The sequence below is a fragment of the Nocardioidaceae bacterium genome (genome assembly GCA_018672315.1).
Classification (GTDB): Bacteria; Actinomycetota; Actinomycetes; order Propionibacteriales; family Nocardioidaceae; genus TYQ2.
In genome coordinates this window covers 3,231,963-3,249,104 of sequence record CP076053.1, presented here as the reverse complement: position 1 = coordinate 3,249,104, position 17,142 = coordinate 3,231,963, and the positions used below count along the sequence as shown (strand labels likewise).

General features: G+C 73.4%; 18 protein-coding genes. 8 read left to right on the top strand and 10 right to left on the bottom strand.

The window, feature by feature from the left end:
- Positions 1-50 precede the first annotated feature (50 nt).
- Genes KLP28_15575 through KLP28_15555 form a run of 5 tightly spaced genes read right to left on the bottom strand, consistent with a single transcriptional unit; the run spans position 51 to position 3,766 of the window.
- Positions 51-482: a hypothetical protein gene (locus KLP28_15575; protein QWC84944.1), complete on the bottom strand. Its 432-nt coding sequence runs from the start codon at positions 480-482 to the stop codon at positions 51-53.
- A complete protein-coding gene (locus KLP28_15570) occupies positions 479-1,663 on the bottom strand; it encodes a molybdopterin-dependent oxidoreductase (GenBank protein QWC84943.1) in 1,185 nt (394 codons plus the stop codon). Before KLP28_15570 ends, KLP28_15575 begins: the two co-directional genes overlap by 4 nt.
- Positions 1,660-2,388 carry a methyltransferase domain-containing protein gene (locus KLP28_15565; protein ID QWC84942.1) on the bottom strand — a complete coding sequence of 243 codons (729 nt, stop codon included), beginning with the start codon at positions 2,386-2,388 and terminating at the stop codon, positions 1,660-1,662. The genes KLP28_15570 and KLP28_15565 overlap by 4 nt, the downstream gene beginning before the upstream one ends.
- Positions 2,385-3,110 (bottom strand): DUF2064 domain-containing protein, encoded by a 726-nt coding sequence (locus KLP28_15560; protein QWC84941.1) that lies wholly within the window; start codon positions 3,108-3,110, stop codon positions 2,385-2,387. The genes KLP28_15565 and KLP28_15560 overlap by 4 nt, the downstream gene beginning before the upstream one ends.
- The gene (locus tag KLP28_15555; GenBank protein QWC84940.1) at positions 3,107-3,766 is read right to left on the bottom strand and encodes a glycosyltransferase family 2 protein; all 660 of its coding nucleotides are present in this window, start codon (positions 3,764-3,766) and stop codon (positions 3,107-3,109) included. The genes KLP28_15560 and KLP28_15555 overlap by 4 nt, the downstream gene beginning before the upstream one ends.
- 116 nt (positions 3,767-3,882) lie before the next feature.
- Here KLP28_15555 and KLP28_15550 point away from each other — a divergent pair, with 116 nt between their 5' ends.
- The 3 genes from KLP28_15550 to KLP28_15540 all read left to right on the top strand — a co-directional run bounded on the left by KLP28_15550 (position 3,883) and on the right by KLP28_15540 (position 7,147).
- Positions 3,883-5,358: a hypothetical protein gene (locus KLP28_15550; GenBank protein QWC84939.1), complete on the top strand. Its 1,476-nt coding sequence runs from the start codon at positions 3,883-3,885 to the stop codon at positions 5,356-5,358.
- A 199-nt stretch (positions 5,359-5,557) separates the two neighbouring features.
- A complete protein-coding gene (locus tag KLP28_15545; protein ID QWC84938.1) occupies positions 5,558-6,427 on the top strand; it encodes a hypothetical protein in 870 nt (289 codons plus the stop codon).
- Between the two features lie 312 nt (positions 6,428-6,739).
- A complete protein-coding gene (locus tag KLP28_15540; GenBank protein QWC87025.1) occupies positions 6,740-7,147 on the top strand; it encodes an HNH endonuclease in 408 nt (135 codons plus the stop codon).
- A gap of 22 nt (positions 7,148-7,169) precedes the next feature.
- Here the strand turns inward: KLP28_15540 and KLP28_15535 are convergent, their stop codons facing one another.
- The 3 genes from KLP28_15535 to KLP28_15525 form a co-directional block, all read right to left on the bottom strand.
- The gene (locus KLP28_15535; protein QWC84937.1) at positions 7,170-7,592 is read right to left on the bottom strand and encodes a hypothetical protein; all 423 of its coding nucleotides are present in this window, start codon (positions 7,590-7,592) and stop codon (positions 7,170-7,172) included.
- A 192-nt stretch (positions 7,593-7,784) separates the two neighbouring features.
- Complete coding sequence (locus tag KLP28_15530) at positions 7,785-8,846, bottom strand: NAD-dependent epimerase/dehydratase family protein (protein QWC84936.1); 1,062 nt, start codon at positions 8,844-8,846, stop codon at positions 7,785-7,787.
- The gene (locus KLP28_15525) at positions 8,843-9,733 is read right to left on the bottom strand and encodes an S-methyl-5'-thioadenosine phosphorylase (GenBank protein QWC84935.1); all 891 of its coding nucleotides are present in this window, start codon (positions 9,731-9,733) and stop codon (positions 8,843-8,845) included. Before KLP28_15525 ends, KLP28_15530 begins: the two co-directional genes overlap by 4 nt.
- A 76-nt stretch (positions 9,734-9,809) precedes the next feature.
- Here KLP28_15525 and KLP28_15520 point away from each other — a divergent pair, with 76 nt between their 5' ends.
- Together KLP28_15520 and KLP28_15515 are read left to right on the top strand one after the other, a co-directional pair.
- A complete protein-coding gene (locus KLP28_15520; GenBank protein QWC84934.1) occupies positions 9,810-10,766 on the top strand; it encodes a DUF4349 domain-containing protein in 957 nt (318 codons plus the stop codon).
- Between the two features lie 53 nt (positions 10,767-10,819).
- Entirely contained in the window at positions 10,820-12,640 is a 1,821-nt protein-coding gene (locus tag KLP28_15515; GenBank protein ID QWC84933.1) for a hypothetical protein, read from the top strand.
- A gap of 25 nt (positions 12,641-12,665) precedes the next feature.
- On the opposite strand, the gene KLP28_15510 is transcribed toward KLP28_15515, so the two are convergent.
- Together KLP28_15510 and hemE are read right to left on the bottom strand one after the other, a co-directional pair.
- On the bottom strand, positions 12,666-13,082 hold the full coding sequence (locus KLP28_15510; protein QWC84932.1) for a hypothetical protein: 417 nt from the start codon (positions 13,080-13,082) through the stop codon (positions 12,666-12,668).
- An 11-nt stretch (positions 13,083-13,093) separates the two neighbouring features.
- The gene (gene hemE, locus KLP28_15505; GenBank protein QWC84931.1) at positions 13,094-14,272 is read right to left on the bottom strand and encodes a uroporphyrinogen decarboxylase; all 1,179 of its coding nucleotides are present in this window, start codon (positions 14,270-14,272) and stop codon (positions 13,094-13,096) included.
- Between hemE and KLP28_15500 the strand changes: the two genes are divergently transcribed.
- From KLP28_15500 to KLP28_15490, 3 genes are all read left to right on the top strand, one after another.
- Positions 14,233-14,832 (top strand): DUF3000 domain-containing protein, encoded by a 600-nt coding sequence (locus tag KLP28_15500; GenBank protein ID QWC84930.1) that lies wholly within the window; start codon positions 14,233-14,235, stop codon positions 14,830-14,832. The two genes, hemE and KLP28_15500, sit on opposite strands and share 40 nt — an antisense overlap.
- Complete coding sequence (locus KLP28_15495) at positions 14,832-16,160, top strand: HRDC domain-containing protein (GenBank protein ID QWC84929.1); 1,329 nt, start codon at positions 14,832-14,834, stop codon at positions 16,158-16,160. The genes KLP28_15500 and KLP28_15495 overlap by 1 nt, the downstream gene beginning before the upstream one ends.
- Before the next feature lie 63 nt (positions 16,161-16,223).
- Positions 16,224-17,096, top strand: a complete 873-nt coding sequence (locus KLP28_15490; protein ID QWC84928.1) for a hypothetical protein — start codon at positions 16,224-16,226, stop codon at positions 17,094-17,096.
- Positions 17,097-17,142: the final 46 nt, after the last annotated feature.

Genomic DNA, 17,142 nt, shown 5'->3' with positions numbered 1-17,142 from the left:
CGGTCGCGGGCCCGGTCGCACGGCCGGTTGCCAGGCCGGTCCGGGGTCGGTCACTCCTCGGTGCCGCTGCCCAGACGGCGGACGAACAGCTCGGCGGCCCAGGCCACGACACCCGTGGCCACGATGCCGGCGACGATGAGGAGACCCATGGAGTAGTCCCGGTCGAGGAGCGACGGGTTGGACGGCACGACGCGCCACTGGACGAGCACCGGGATCGCCATGATCGTGATCGATCCGAGCACCACCACACCGCCGGCGAGCGGGCCGGAGACGACCGCCGGCAGGTACCGGCGCGCGAGCCACCACGCGCCGACGGTCAGGGGCGCGAGCACGAAGTCGTGCAGGATCACTCCCGCCACGAGCCACTTCGCCACGCCGACGAGGGTGGAGCCGGCGAGCTGCAGCATCAGGGCGGCGCCGTAGACCCCCACCAGGACGCCGATCGTGCCGATGGCGCCGCGGACGGCCAACCCGGCGCTCACGTCATCACCTCGATGCGGGTGACCCATTTCGTCTGCATCACGCCAGGCCTGTTGGGCGCGATGACACGGGCGGGGTAGCCGTGGTCGAGCACGAGGTCATCGCCGTAGAGCTTCAGGGCGAGCAGCGTGCTCGGGTGGCGGGCGAAGTTCGCCGGCATGACGGTCTGGGAGAACGCGCCCCGCTCCTGCAGGGAGATGATGCGCAGGTCGGCGTCGCGGGGGGCGTCGACCGCGTCCAGCAGCGCGGCCACGCGGGGGCCGGTCCAGGTGCCGTCGGCCGACCACCCCTCGACGCAGGCGATCGGCAGGGTCTCGGTGACCTGCGGCATGTCCAGGAGCTGCTGCCGCGTGAAGGTCTCGGTGCGGTCTCCGACGACGATCTCCAGGGCGTACGACGGGTCCTGCGCCGCGTCGATGACGCGGGCCTGGTCGGCGGTGACGTTGATCGGCACGCCCTGGGGGCCGGTGCCGGACCGCGTGGCGAGCACCGAGACCTGCCTGAAGCCCGGCAGCGACTGCCCGACGGTGGTCAGCAGGGCGCCCAGGCCGGCGATGCCCGTGACGGTCAGCAGTCCTCTCCGCGACAGTCCGGAACCGGACTCCAGGTGGTCCGGATCGAGGTCGCGGGACTCCAGTCGTGACCCGAGTGCGGCGCTGATGGTCGGAAGCTTCACCGCGATGTGCACGACGAGTGCCCCGATGAGCACCCAGGACATCGCGTAGTGCACGGACCGGAAGGGGAACGGGAAGACGTACTGCTGGGCCTGGTTGAGGACGCCGATGGCGACCTGGAAGACCGCGGCGGCGACCAGGACGGCGATGGAGAGGCGTTCGGCCACCTCGAGGGCCAGGGCCTTGACCCGGCGCAGCGGCGGGGGCCTGCGGAACAGCTTGGGATAGACGACACCGAGCTTGACCAGGAGAAGCGGCACGCTGACGAAGCCGGACGCGATGTGCAGCCCCTGATTCAGGCGGTAGCCCCAGGACGGGGCGGTCGGGAAGGGGATCCAGGGGTTCGGCGCGTACGCCCAGTGGCTCACGAGTCCGGTGACGAAGCAGATCGTGAAGGCGATGCCGAGCCAGGACCCGACCCGCGCGGTCACAGCGGGACTGTGGACGTCGGAGGTGAAGGACTCGGGCGTGGGGACCCGTTCGTCGATGCGTGTGGCGATCTGGCTCACTGCTCGTCCTCCCTGGTCAGGGCGGCCACCCAGCGCGAGTTCTCACCGCGGCCGATCCGGTGGATCTCCGTCAGCTCGAGCGGGAGATCCCTCACCAGGTGTTCGACGTGGTCGACCGCGAGGACTGCCCACGGGAACGGCGAACTCTGCAGCTGCCCGGCCTGGAGCCGCACCTCGTGCACCTGGAGACCGCCACCCGGAGGGGCCGCCTCGACGATCACATGGCCGCCGGGGGTGACGAGCTCGACCATGCGTGCCAGCAACGTCACGGGGTCGCCGCCGATTCCGATGTTGCCGTCCGCCAGCAGCGCCGTCTGCCAGCGACCCTCGCCCGGGAGGCGCTCGAAGAGGTCGCGCTGGATCGCGGACACGCCACGGTCGCGCGTGCGGCGCACCGCGGCGGCGACGATGTCGACACCGAGCACGACGTGCCCGAGCTCGGCCAGCCGCGAGGCCATGCGCCCCGGACCGCATCCGACGTCGAGCGTCGGCCCCTCGCAGAGCGCCAGCAGCGTGTCGTCGGAGTCGTCGGCCTCGCCGGCCCACCGGGCCATGGGCAGCTGCTGCTCACCCACCGCGTCGCCGATGACGCTGCAGGTGGCGCCCGCCAGCGCCGCGGCGAAGACCTCGTGGAACTCGACCGTACGGGTGTCGTCGGGCAGCTGGTCGGCGGAGCGGCGCCGGCGGCGCGCCGGGGTCGGCGTACTCCCCTGGAGACTCGTCACGGGGCCTCCTCCGCGGGCGGGTGGAGCTCGGCGGCCGCGTCGCCGCGGGTCGTCGTCGCCGCGAGGGCCGTCCAGGCGCGCCCGAAGCGTGAGTGGGGTGCCTGCGCGGCGACGCGGGCGGCGTCGCCGACGTGGTCGACGTCGGTGAGCACACGGCAGGGCCCGACGATGACGCCGCTGCCGACCAGCGCGGCGAGCGTGTCCGCGTACGTCGTGGGGGTGCTCATGGGAACCGTCGCGACCGCGTCGGCCACCCGGGGATCGCGCGTGCCGAGCACCCACCAGCCGCCGTCGGTGGCCTCGCCGAGCAGAGCGTCCGGCCCCGCAGGGTCGAGCAGCGCGAGGGCGAGCTCGTGCAGACGGTCGACGTCGACCTGGGGGGTGTCCATGCCGACCTGCAGCACGGGGCCGCGGACGCCGGCCTCGGCCAGGTCGCGGTGGGCCGCGGCGATGCGTACGCCCAGCTGGCCGTCGACCTGGGGTCGCACGGTCCAGTCCAGGAGCGCCTCGCGCAGCTCGCGGGAGCGTACGGCTTCCAGCAGGTCGCCTTCGAGGGCGAGATGGCAGTGCTGCGGTCCGAAGGCGCCGGCTCCCGCCTCCAACGCGTCGAGCAGGCTGAGGGCGGCGAGGTCGGCCGCCGCCTCCGCGCCGATGTCCGCGCCGAGACGTGTCTTGACCCGGCCGGGCACGGGCGCCTTGGCCATGACGAGGTACTCGGTCACGTCAGGACCCTCGCGAAGTCGCGTGCGACCCGGACGGTGCCACGCACCGAGCCGGAGACCTTCGACCGGGTGCCGGCCGCCCGCGGGTGGTAGGTGACGTCGTGCTCGACCAGGCGCCAGCCCGCGTCCTGGGCGCGGGAGAGCAGCTCCAAGGGGTAGCCGAAGCGCCGGTCCTCGACCCCGAGGTCGAGGAGTGCCTGGGTGCGGCACACGCGCATCGGGGCGATGTCGTGGGCCGCGAACCCGCTGCGGCGGCGCAGGATGGCGACGACCAGGCGGTTGCCCGCGCGGGCGTGCCACGGCCAGACGCCGCGCCCGACCGGTCGGCGGCGCCCTACGGCCATGTCGGCGCGCCCCGAGACGACGTCGTCGAGCATCGGGAGGAGCTCGTCGGGGTCGAAGGACCCGTCGCCGTCCATGACGGCGAGGTAGTCCGCCCCGGCGGCCTCCACTCCTGCGTGCACGGCGGCGCCGTACCCGGACACCTGCTCGGTCACGACCGTGGCGCCGTGGGCCAGGGCCACGCTCGCGGTGTCGTCCACCGAGCCGTTGTCCACCACGATGACGTCGAAGACCTCCGGGACCCGCGGCAGGAGGCCGCGCAGGGCGGGACCCTCGTCCTTGCAGGGAAGGACGAGATCGCACAGCCCTGGCATGGCTCCACCGTAGAGGGTGCACCAGACCCGCACGGACGGATGGCGGCGCGGCGCGTCCCCGACAGGTCACGCGCGGCCTCGGCCACCGCCCGCACCCGAACACCTAGGGTGACCGGGTGCCGACCACCGACTCCGCGTCCGACCGCGGGGCCGTGGCCGGGTCGGCGTCCGGTCCTGCGGCGGCGTCCCTGGACCACGGCGTGCGCGTCGGGCTCGTGGTGGCCGTGGTGCTGGTGCTGCTGACCATGTCGGTGCCGGAGATCTTCGGCTGGCTCGTCCACCCCTTCGGCGGGCCGAACGGCGTCGAGCCGCTGCACTCGCGCTGGTCGCCGCACCTCGGTCCGGGCACGGTGCCGGCCGTGGTGCTCGCCGTGCTCGGTGTGCTGCACGGCCCCCGGCTCGCGGCCGAGCTCGGCTGGCGTCGACTGCTGCTCGCGGTCTTCGGGCTGGGCTGGCTGTGGATCGTGTCGCTGGCGCTGGTCGACGGCGTCTCCGGGCTGGGATCGGTGCTGGGAGAGCCGTTCGAGTACTTCCGCGAGGCACGGCGTACCGAGGACGTGGGTCTGCTGCTCGAGCAGTGGGTCGATCGCATCCCCTTCGCCCACCCCGACACGCTCGCCGCCAACGTCGCCGGCCACCCGCCCTTCCTGTTCCTGCTGTTCGTGGCGATGGAGCGCCTCGGCTTCGATCCCGCCCCCTTCTCCGGGCTGATCGTGGTCACCGTCTCCGCCACGGCGCCCGTCGCGGTGCTCGTCGCCGCGCGACGGCTCGCAGGCGAGGCGTACGCGCGGCGTGCCGCGCCGTTCCTCGTGCTCGCACCGATGGCGGTCTTCATCGGGGTGAGCGCGGACTCGATGGTGACGGCGGTCGGGGCCTGGGGCATCGCGCTGCTGGCGTACGCGGCGACATCGCGAGGGCTCCGCGCGGTCGCGTGGTCGCTCGCGGCGGGGCTGGTGCTCGGGTCGGCCGTGATGATGTCGTACGGGGCCGTCCTTCTCGGACTCGTGGCGCTCGCGGTGCTGCTCGCGGTGCGCTCGTGGTGGCCCCTACCCCTCGCTGCCCTGGCCGCGTGCGTGCCGACGCTGCTGGTGCTGGCGCCGTTCGGATGGCACTTCTTCCCCGCGTACTTCGCGCTCGAGGACCGCTACTGGAACGGCATTGCCGGGATGCGCCCGCCCGCGTACTGGGTGTGGGGCAACGGCGGCGCGCTGCTCCTGTCGGCCGGTCCTGCGCTCGCAGCGGCACTGGCGGTGCTGGTCGTGGTGCTCCGGTCGCGACGTCGGTCCCGGGGACGGTGGGCGGATCTGTTGGACGACGGGTCCGACCTCGCTGTCGTCGTTGGCGGTCCGCTGGCCGATGCTCAGGTGCGTACGAGGGCCGCCGTGCTGCTCCCACTCGGCGGTCTCGCCTGCGTGCTCGTCGCGGACCTGTCGCTGATGAGCCTGTCGGAGGTCGAACGCATCTGGTTGCCCTTCATGCCGTGGATGCTGCTGGCGGCCGCCCACGTGCCGAGGTGGTGGTGGACGCGGTTGCTGGGGCTGCAGGTGACCGTGGCGCTGCTGCTGAACCACCTGCTCGACACGCACTGGTAGCCGGCGGCCGGCCGTCGTGGTGCCGTCTCACGCCGATGGCGAGGTGTGAGACTCCGGCAACCCGGTGGTCGAGGTGCGAGGCGCCAGCCGAGCCGCGAGACCCGGTGACCCATGACCCTTTAAAACCGATCCACAGACCGTCTCATCATTCGAACACGCGTTCGAAGAACTGTCGGTGGTCGCACCTAGATTCATGCTCGTGACCAGCACCCACGACAGCGCCGAGGGATCAGGCGGATCGGGCACGCCCGCCGATCTGCTCGCGGCCGTGCGCGCCGGTGACCGGGCAGCTCGTGCTGGAGAGGTGGCCCGCGCCAGGGCGGTGCTGGCCTGGCTCGACGCTCACCCGGCGGAGTCGATCCATGATGCCGCCGGTCACGGCCCGGACACCGGTGGCGCGCTCCACGGCGACCGTGCCCTGCTCCTCGGTGGGCCCGGGACCCTGATGATCGCCGAGTTCTGTGTGGCCGACCTCGGTGCCGCGCTCGGAACGACGACCGACTCCGCCCGGATCCTGGCCTCGGACCTCCTCGAGCTGCGCCACCGCCTCCCCGCCACGTGGGCACGGGTGGAGGCATTGGATCTGCCGTTGTGGCGGGCCCGACGCATCGCCACCCGCACCACCGTCCTCGACCTTGACCGGGCTGGTGCCGCGGACCGGTGGCTCGCTCTCAAGGCGCACCGGCTCGGGGTGCCGGCGCTGGACCGCACCCTCACCGGCCTGCTGCGCGTGCAGCAGGCCGAGGCGGAGCTTGTCCGTGAGGCCGGCGGTCTCGAGGCGCTGGCGCTGACCGACGCGACCACGGTGCACGAGCGTCTGCGCGAACAGACCCGCGCACTGTCCGAGGCGGCCGCAAAGCTGCGGAACCAGCAGCACGTGCGGATCGCGCTTCCGGTGCAGAACCGGTCCGGGTCACCCACCGCCGAAGACCTCGCCGGGCTGGCGTGGGTCGACGGGCGCATCGATGCCCTCGACGCCGCCGACCTCGACACCTCCCTGGACCTCATCGCCACCCGCCTCGCAGCCACCGCACCCGCTCACACGAGCGACGGGTGCCTCCGCGCCTAGGCCCTGGGGGTCCTCGCCCGCGGCGAACTCGTCCTCCCCTACGACACCAGCGACGCCGATACCGCGGAGAGGTCGACCGACGGTGCCGAGCGGATCATCGACCGCGAGCACCGCACCCGCGCAACCCGCGAGCTCGTGCTCCACGTCCACCTCTCCGCCGCCGCCCTCACCCGCAGCACCGATGGGCTCATGCACGCAGCCGGGTTGGCGACCATCGAGTCCGGCCCCGTACGCCTGGTCGACGAAGCCACCGTCCGGGCCTGGGCCCACGCCGCCCTGACCGACACCGGCCCCACCGCCGGACAGACCCGCCTGACCATCCGGCCCGTCCTCGACCTCACCGAAGAACGCACGAGCAACGGGTACACCCCCGGGCCCCGGCTCCGCGAACAGGTGATCCTGCGCGACCGCACGTGTGTGTTCCCGCACTGCCACCGCCCCGCCCGCGCAGCCGACCTCGACCACATCGACAGGTGGCGACCACCGGACCCCGGCGGCCAGGACCCCGACCCGCACGACATGCCTCAGACGTGCACCGACAACCTCGCCGCGCTCTGCCGCTTCCACCACCGCCTCAAGACCCACAGCGGCTGGACCTACCGACGCACCGGACCACCCACGTCCGCGACGTACGAGTGGCGCTCACCCACCGGACACACCTACCGCCGTGGACCCGACGGAGATATCGACGACCTCGGGCCACCCGCGCCACCGATCTGACGCTGCCCCGACGCGGCCGTTCTCACTGCCGTCGGCGAGCCGTCCTCACGACCGCCCACCCGAGAAGCACCAGCAGTGCCACCACCGGTGCGGTGTAGACCCACTGATCGACCGGGGGTCCCTGACCCACCAAGCCTGACGAGACGGGTTGGCGTGTCAGCAGCGCGGGAGGCGGTTTCTCGTCATCATCGAGACGGAAACTCGAGCACGTGCCTGTCGCCAGGTGGGTGCGCGAGCCGTACGCCCCGATCGCATATCTGGCGCCTGGCACCACGCTCAGGTCGACGGAGCTGGAGACATCGCCGCCGAGCAGGCTCGACGGCCAGCCCGCCGTCGGGGTCCCCGTCAGCACCCACACCTCCGGCGCCAATGCCGGCCCCGTCGACGCCTGACCGAGCACCCGGAAGCGGGCGTACGGACCGTCGGTCTCGACGACGCGACCCACGAATGCCTTCTCGGCGCGAGCGGGCTCCGGCGGGCCTGCGCACGAAGCCGCCGCGGGCCAGGCGGGAACGGCCATCAGTCCGACCCCCAGCACCACAGCACTGATTCCCTGCGCCGTGCGTCGACCCGTCATGACCATGGGACGCATCAGCTTCTCGACCGGTTCCGTTCCCCGGCTCGGACCCTGCCGGGGTCAGGCTCGCAGCGGCGCCGTGGCGAAGGCCGCTAGCCCCTCGGCAGGCAGCACCTCGGCCGAGAATCCCAGCTCGCGACGCGCCTTCTCCGGTGAGGCCACGACGTGCCGCACGTCTGCTGACCGGTACCCGCCCGTCACCTCCGGAGCGATGTCGCGGCCCGTCCCGGCTGCGACCATCTCGGCGACCTCCTTGATCGAGATCGGATGGCCCGAGGCGACGTTGTACGCCGCGTACGCCTCCGCCGCGCCCGTCGGCATGCCGACGACCGCGTCGATGCTCACCACGTTCGCCCGCGCGACATCGGAGACGTGCACGAAGTCGCGCACCTGCGCTCCGTCCTCGTACACGGTCGGTGGCTCGTCCCGTTCCAGCGACGACCGGAACATCGCGGCGACCCCGCTGTAGGGCGTGTCCTTGGGCATCCCGGGGCCGTACACGTTGTGGTACCGCAAGGCGACCGCCGCGGCCTCGGCCTGCCTGACCCACGCGCTCGTGTAGTGCTCCTGGGCGACCTTCGAGGCGGCGTACGAACCCCGAGGGTCGAACCGGGCCGACTCGTCCACGAGCGCCCACCCCATCGGCTCACCACAGATCGGGCAGGGGTTGTCGAAGCGTCCGGCGTCGAGGTCGGGGACGGCGCGCGGCCGCGCAGGCTGCTCCCCGTGCTCAGGACACTCGTAGCGGCCCTCTCCGTAGACGACCATCGACGACGCGAGCACCAGACGGTCGACGTCCGCCTCGTGCATCGCCGCCAGCAGGGCGGCGGTGCCGAGGTCGTTGTGCGAGGCGTACGCCGGCAGGTCCGCGACCTTCACCCCCGCGCCCACCACCGCGGACTGGTGGCACACCACGTCGACGCCGGAGAGCAGCTCGGCCCACCGCATCGACTCGGCGGCGTCGCGGACATCGAGCTGCTTGACACCCTCGGGCGGCGCCGCCGACCCGTGCGCCATCGGCAGCATCAGGTCGATCGCCACGACCTCGTCACCGCGCTCGGTCAGCTGCCGCGCGATCTCGGCGCCGATGAACCCGGCCGCGCCGGTCAGCAGCACCTTCACCGTGTCGCCCCCGACGCCGCACCCGGGATCTCGTACGTCAGCTCCATCCCGTCCGCCCAGGACGCGCAGCTGCAGCCGGCCGGGTCCGGCAGGTCCGCGATCACGCCGGCGATCAAGGTCTTCAGCCGGTCGATGTTCTTCGCGAACAGGGCGAACACCTCCTCCTGGCCGACACCCTCGCCGGACTCGACCCCGGCGTCCATGTCGGTCACCAGCGCGATCGCGGCGTAGCACATGCGCATCTCGCGGGCGAGGACGGCTTCGGGGTGCCCGGTCATGTTGACGAGGTTCCACCCCGCGGCCGCGTACGACCGCGACTCCGCCCTGGTGGAGAACCGCGGCCCCTCGATCACCACCATCGTGCCGCCGAGCGTCACGGACTCCTCGGCGGCGAGGGCGGGCGAGAGCCGGGGACAGTACGGGTCCGCGAACGGCAGGTGCACCGCCCCGCGCTCGACGTAGGACTGCACCCGGGCGTACGTCCGGTCGACCAGCTGGTCCGGCACCACGAGGTCGCCGGGTGCGACACCGTCCGCACCGCCACGCAGCCCGCCGACGGCACACGGTGCGATCACCTGGCGCACCCCGAGCGAGCGCAGCGCCCACAGGTTGGCGCGGTAGTTGATCTGGGTCGGGGGGTACGCGTGACCCGTCCCGTGCCTCGGCAGGAACGCCACGCGCCGTCCCGCCACCGTGCCCAGCGCGATCTCCGCGCTGGGGTCCCCGTACGGCGTGCTCACCGCGACGTGTCGCGGCTCCTCCAGGAAGGAGTAGAAGCCGCTGCCCCCGATCACCGCCACGTCGGCCTGTGCGGCGTCCGCCGGCGGCTCGAGCTGGGTGTCAGGCGGCTGGACCGGCAGGGAGCGGGTCTCATCACTCGAGGACATGGGTGCCACTCTGCCAACACGGTGCGGCCGACACACGGTCGGGGAACCGCGGCCGGCCCTGGCGCGTCCCAGCACCATGACCGCCACCACCACGCCCCGCCCGGGCCGCCGTCCGGGCTCCCGTCCAGCTCTCGCGTACGCGGCCCTCGTGGCCGCCGGAGCCTTCGCCCTCGGTGCCTGCAGCGGTGGCGCCGAGACACCGGCCGGGGTCGCCGGAGCGCCCTCGACCGCGTCGATGGACGACGGCATCTCCTCGCAACGGTCCTTCGGTGCCGGCGAGTCCCTCGCCGGCACCGCCGAGACGGCGTACGACAGCACCGCGCGTGTCCCGGTGAACCGCGCGTCCGCGGTCGAGCCGGGCGACATCAGTGACGGCCGCTCGATCATCCGCACCGGGAGACTGGACCTCACCGCCGACGACGTGCCGGGCGTCCGGGCCGACCTGGTCACGGAGATCGCCTCGCTCGGCGGCGAGGTGGCCTCCGAGGAGTCCGAGGGCGACCGACAGGGCCGCCTGCGGCGCGTGCTGCTGGTGGCCGAGGTGCCGACGGAGTCCTTCGCGGACGCCATGGACGCCTTCGCCGGTCTCGCACGCACGACGAGCCGCAGCTCCGATGCCACCGACGTCACCGAGGAGGTCGTCGACGTCGCCGCCCGCGTCCGCACCCAGGCCGCGGCGGTGCGTCGCATGGAGGACCTGCTCGACCGTGCCGACACCATCGGCGAGGTGATCCGCGTCGAGAATCAGCTCGTGCGCCGCCAGGCCGCGCTGGAGGCTCTGCAGGCTCGGCAGGAGTCGCTGGCGCAGAAGACGTCGTCGGCGACCATCCGCGTGGACCTGCAGCGAGCGGCGCCCTCGCGGGAGGAGACCGACCGCAGCCCCGTGCAGGCCGGCCTGGTCACGGGATGGGACGCCTTCGGTGACGCCACCCGGTCCCTGGTGGTGCTCGTCGCGACCGCCCTGCCGTTCCTCGTGACAGCCGCGCTGCTCGGTGCGCCCCTGCTCTGGTGGCGACGACGCCGGACGGCCTGAGCGACGGCCCGGACGACCCACCTCTCCGCGCCGGCCTGCCAGACTCGTCCGACGTGGAGCAGTCGAGGGCCGTCGAGAGCGTCGTCGAGGAGGGCCCGGCGAGACCGCCGACCCTCCTGCTGCTGCACGGCGTCAGCCCGACCGGGGCCTACGAGGGCTGGCACGACGCGATCGAGGAAGGGCTCCGCGCCGCGGGCTTTCCCGGCCTCGACGACGTCACCGTGATCGCCCCCTCCTACGCCGACCTGCTGCTCGGCGACGGACCGCTCGAGGACGCGCCGTCCCTCCCGTCGCGCACCGACTTCAAGCTCGGCGCGACCGAGTGGGGGCGCTTCCGACGGCTCCGGGAGCGGCGCACCCACGAGTTCGAGAGGCTGCTCGGGCACCACCAGCGGGGCAGGCTGCAGCCGCGCTTCGACACCACCGCCCACCTCGCGAACATCTGGTTCCCCCAGGTGCGCGCCTACCTCGGCGAGCCCACCCGCCGCGCAGCGACCGTCGCCCGGGTGCTGGAGCACATCCCCTCCGAGGGCGACCTCGTGGTGGTCGCGCACAGCCTCGGGAGCGCGGTCGCCCTCGACGTCCTCGCACGCCTCCCCCGCGGTGTGCGCGTGCACGGGCTGCTGACCATCGGCTCCCCCGCCGGGCGTCGCGACCTGCACGTCGGCAGCGACCGGTTCGACCTGGCCGAGCGACGCGTGCCCGTCGAGGTGTGGGTCAACGTGTGGAACCCCGCCGACGTCATCTGCGGCCGACGCGGGGTGTCCCGCATCTTCGGCTGGGCGCTCGACGTGCCCGTCGACCTGGGCGTACGCCACTCCGCCGCCACCTACCTGACCTCGCCGCCGGCCCGCGAGGCCCTCGGCCGGATGCTCCACGGGAGCCCCGGCAGCGAGCTGGTGCTCGCCGGCAGCTCCCCGGACGTGGTGCCGACCGACGCCGAGCGCGCCCTGCTCCTCAGCATGCTGACGGCACATCTCATCGGAGACCGTCTCTCCGGTGACAAGCAGGAGCGCTGGCGCGACGCGCTCGCGATCGTCCAGCGCGACGCGGCGCACCAGGCCGTGGCCCCGTACGCCGCCTCCGGTCGGCACGCCCCGCTGGTGCTGCAGCGCCTCGAGGCCGGTGAGCGTCCCGACCCGTCCCCGGACCTCTCCGTCGACGCCGCGATCGACCTGCTGGTCGCCCTGGGCACGGCGAACCTGGTCGCCCCGTACGAGATCCGCGTCGAGGGCGCCGTCGTCCGCGGGGCACTGCAGGACCTCACGGCCGCGCTCGAGCTCGGCACCTCGGTCGGCATCGACGTGTACGAGTCCCTCCGCGAGGCCGCCGCCGCGCTCACCACCAAGAAGTCCTCGGCGACCCGGTGGCTCCTCGCCGGGGGCGGGGTGGCCATCCTGGCCCTGGGCCCGATCGGCCTGGCCGTCGCGGCACCCGCCGGGCTGGCAGGCGGGGCCGCGGTCGTCGGAGCGCTCGCGGCGTTCGGACCGGGCGGCATGGTCGGCGGACTGGCGACCGTCATGGCCCTCACCGGCGCCGGCGCCGGCACCACGTCCGCGGCACTGGCCCGAGCCGACGCCACCCCGGAGGCGGTCGAGGGCGTCGTGCTGCAGACACTCTCCGCCGCGCTGGTGAGGCACCGTCAGGGCATCGAGCAGGACCCCGGCACGGTCAGCGGTCTGCTGGAGCTCGAGATGGCGCTGTCGCGCAAGGTCGCCCACCTCGAGCGGTTCTCCGACGGTCGGGCCCCGAGCGTCCGGGAGACGCGGACGAAGCTGGCGACCGCCTCGCTCGCCCTGCGCCACCTGCGCAAGCAAGGACTGGTCCCCATCCAGCCTCTCCTCGAGGAGCCCGAGCAGCCGACGTCGACCTGACCGGCGACGGCGACCGCCGGTGGCCTCACCGCGGACGGAAGTCCCGCTGCCCGGATCGGATCTGCTCGACGAGCTCGTCGATGCGTCGCCGTGAGGCTTCTTCGCCCTCGACGCGTTCGGTGTGCGTCACCCGCGGGCCCGACCAGGCTTGGAACGTGTCGGCAGCCGGCAGCGCCACGATCCCCACGACCCACTGATCGTCGCGGGCGGCCCTCGCTCGGCGTACCCGTCGCCACGACCAGAGCAGGAACGCGAACGGGAGGAAGACGAGCGCGATCGGATCGGCCGACCACCACGCGACGTTCCCCGACGTCAGGCTCGTCTCGTCGCGCACCTGGCGTACGTAGTAGACGACGTCGCCATGGCGTACGCGCTCGTCGTTGACGTGGAAGCGTTGGTCGGGGAACAGATCCCTCCGGGCGCGCTCGGCGTCGACGGCCACGACGACCGGCCTCAGGCCTGCGTGGTCTCGTGCACGTGGTCGACCAGCTTCGTGAGCTGGTCGGGGTCGGTGGAAGGGATCACGCCGTGACCGAGGTTGAAGATGTGGCCCGGCGCGGCCTGGCCCGCCGCGATGATCTCGTCGGCCCGCGCGGTCATCACCTCGGTGGGCGCGAAGACCAGGGTCGGGTCCAGGTTGCCCTGCACCACGCGACCGCCGACACGGCGTACGCCCTCCTCGAACGGCACGCGCCAGTCGACACCGACGACGTCGGCGCCCGCCTCCCCCATCAGTGCGAGCAGCTCACCGGTGCCGACGCCGAAGTGGATCCGCGGGACCCCGAGGTCGGCGACCTCGGCCAGCACCCGCGCCGAGCTCGGCATCACGAAGCGCTGGTAGTCGGCCGGTGACACCGCCCCCGCCCAGGAGTCGAAGAGCTGCACCGCCGAGGCGCCGGCCTCGACCTGGACCCGCAGGTACGCCGCGGCGATCCCCGCGATCTTGTCCATCAACGCCGCCCACACCTCGGGCGCGCCGAACATCATGGCCTTGGTCTTGGCGTGCTCCTTCGACGGACCGCCCTCGACGAGGTAGGACGCGACCGTGAACGGTGCTCCGGCGAACCCGATGAGCGGCGTGGAGCCGAGCTCACCGACGAGACCCTGCACGGACTCGGTGATGAAGTGCACGTGCTCGGGCCTCAGGTCGGGGATGCGCTCGACGTCCGCGAGCGTCCGCACCGGCTCCGCGACCACCGGACCCACACCGGGCTTGATGTCGAGGTCGACCCCGACCGCCTTGAGGGGCAGCACGATGTCGGAGAAGAAGATCGCGGCGTCGACGCCGTGGCGCCGCACCGGCTGCATGGTGATCTCCACGACCATGTCGGGCCGCATGCAGGCGTCCAGCATCGCGACGCCCTCACGGATCGCGAGGTACTCCGGCAGCGACCGCCCCGCCTGGCGCATGAACCACACCGGCGTGTGCGGCACCTCCTCCCCGCGGGCGGCGCGCAGGAAGGCGGAGTCGCGGACGGCGGTGTCGACGGAGGCGGCAGCAGGCACGGCCACATCCTCGCAGGCACCCCGAGACCCGTCCCCGGGCGTGTCCCGGCGGACGATCGGCGCACGGGCGGCATAACCTGCACAACATGTCGGCAGGTCAGGGCAGCCGCGTGGATCCCTCCGCATGGCCCGAGGAGTTCCGCGAGGCCGTGGAGCGCATGAAGGCGGCCGCCGTGCGGCCCGATGTGCTCGTCGAGCCGATGCCGGCGCCGCAGCGCATCGCTCCGTACGCCTCGGCGCTTTCGGCCGACGTCACCGTCAGGGGCGAGGACCTCGCCACGGGCCGCATCGTGCTGCTGCACGACCCCGCCGGCAACGACGCGTGGGGCGGCACCTTCCGGTGCGTCGTGTACGCCCGCGCCGAGATCGACCGGGAGCAGGCACAGGACCCCCTGGTCGGCGAGGTGGCCTGGTCCTGGATCGACGAGGCCCTCACCGAGCACCGGGCCACCGCGGCGAACCCCTCGGGCACCGTCACGGTCGTCTCCACCGAGAGCTTCGGCGGCATGGCCGAGGAGGCCCCCACCGCGCAGCTGGAGATCCGCGCCTCCTGGACACCCTGCGACGACGTCGCCGGTCACGTCGAGGCCTGGGCCACGCTGCTCTGCCAGGTCGCAGGCCTGGAGCCCGTCCCGGCGGGCGTCGCGGTGATGCCGAGCCGACGCGGGCAGCGCGGCTCGGTCTGATGACCTCCGACCCCCCGGAGCAGCCGGAGCAGCCCGAGCAGCCCGAGGTCCCGCTGCTGACCCTGCGCGACGGTCTGCCGGCCGTGGTGGACACGCCCGAGGCGTACGCCGAGACGGTCGCGGCCATCGCCGCCGGCACCGGGCCGGTGGCGATCGACGCCGAGCGTGCGTCCGGCTACCGCTACTCCCAACGCGCCTACCTGGTGCAGCTGCGTCGCGAGGGTGCCGGCACCCACCTGGTCGACCCCATTCCGCTCACCGCCGACGGCGGCGACCTGAGCGCGCTCGACGAGGCGATCGGCGACGCCGAGTGGATCCTGCACGCCGCCACCCAGGACCTCGCCTGCCTGCGCGAGATCGGGCTGCAGCCCCGCGCGCTCTTCGACACCGAGCTCGGTGGTCGCCTGCTCGGCTTCCCGCGTGTCGCGCTCGGCACCATGGTCGAGCAGCTCCTGGGTCGGCGGCTGCGCAAGGAGCACTCCGCCCAGGACTGGTCGAAGCGTCCGCTGCCCGAGCCCTGGCTGGAGTACGCCGCGCTCGACGTCGAGGCGCTCATCGAGCTCCGCGAGGCGATGACGACGATGCTCGCCGAGCAGGGCAAGACCGAGTGGGCACGTGAGGAGTTCGCCTCTCTGCTGGACTTCACCCCGGCCGTCCGCGCCGAGCCGTGGCGGCGTACGTCGGGCAGCCACAAGGTGCGCGGCGGGCGCCGCGGGCTGGCGCTGGTCAGGTCGCTGTGGCAGGCCCGCGACGACCTCGCCCGCCAGCGCGACACGACGCCCGGCCGCCTGCTGCCCGACAGCGCCCTCGTCGCCGCCGCCTCCGCGGCGCCGACGTCAGTCCCCGACCTGCTCGCGGTGCCGGGGTTCCGGGGTCGTGGGGCCCAGCGGTACGCCCGCACCTGGGTCGCGGCGATCAACGAGGCCCTGGAGCTGGCCGAGGACGACCTGCCGGCCCGCCGGGCCGCGAGCACCGGACCTCCGCCTCCGCGCGCCTGGGCCGAGCGCGACCCCGAGGCCGCCGAGCGGCTCACCCTCGCCCGCGCCGCCGTCGGCGAGATCGCCGAGGCGCACGACCTTCCGGTCGAGAACCTCCTCGCCCCCGACCACCTGCGCCGCGCGATGTGGCAGCCTCCCGCCACCCGCGACGAGGACGACGTGCGCGCTGCGCTGACGTCACGACTGGTCGAGCTCGGCAGTCGCACCTGGCAGGTGGAGATGTGCGTCGACGCCCTCGTCGACGCCGTGCTGCGAGCTCCCGAGGTCGTGGCGACACGGCTCGCGACCGAGGCCACCGCGGAGAACCCCGGCCCCGCAGAGGCCACCTGAGCGCAACGGCCCCGACGCCGTGTCGTGACCCGCCCGCGTCCTCGCGCTGCCTAGCCTGGAGCCATGATCCGCACCCGTCACCGCGCCCCCGCCGCGCGCGCCGCCGTCGCCGCCCTCGCCGTCCTGCTGCCGCTCTCGGCCTGCGGGAGCGACACCGAGGAGCCGCAGAACGCCTCGGGTACGGCCTCCCCGACCTCCTCCGCGAGCGAGACCCCGAGCCCCTCGCCCTCGGCCGACGCGACGGCCACGCCCACCGACGCTGCGAGCGAGGACACCCCGAGCCCGTCCCCGGCGAGCGATCCCGGGACCGGGTCCGGCGAGGAACCCGCCGCCGGCCAGGAGGGTCAGGAAGGGGTCGCCCCCGCCCCCGGCGCTCCCACGCCGACCGGCGGTCGCTACGGCCGCCTCCTCGACGCCGGTGAGCTCCCGGGCTTCGGCGACGACTGGGCCTGGAGCGAGTTCGAGACCGTCCCTCGTGATCGCGGGCCCTTCACGGTGTGCCAGCGCTTCAGCTTCTCCGACATCGGCGCCACCGGGGTCGTCGTACGCCGCTTCGACGCCGCCGTCCCGGGCGCCGACGGCGACACCGCCGGCCAGGCGGTGGCGACCTTCCCCGACGCCAAGCAGGCCCGTCAGGCACTGTCGGTCTTCGAGTCCTGGGCGGAGGACTGCCAGACCTCCCAGAGCGGCATCGACGCCGAGGTGTCCCGCTGGACGAAGGTGCAGGTGCCGGACGCGACCGCCTACTGGTACGCCGCCCGCATCAACTCCTCCAGCCCCGAGGAGGCCCGCACCGAGCGGGTCACCGTCGTGCAGCGCGGCCCGCGCCTGGCCGTGGTGCGTACGCAGCTCCTCGGTGACGAGCGCGAGTACCCCGCCGCCCAGGACCCGGCTGCACTGACGGCGACGCCGACCGCGAGCAAGCTCGGTGGCTGACGGCGACGACGCCGGTCGGCGCGCACACCGCCACCACCGTCCGTCG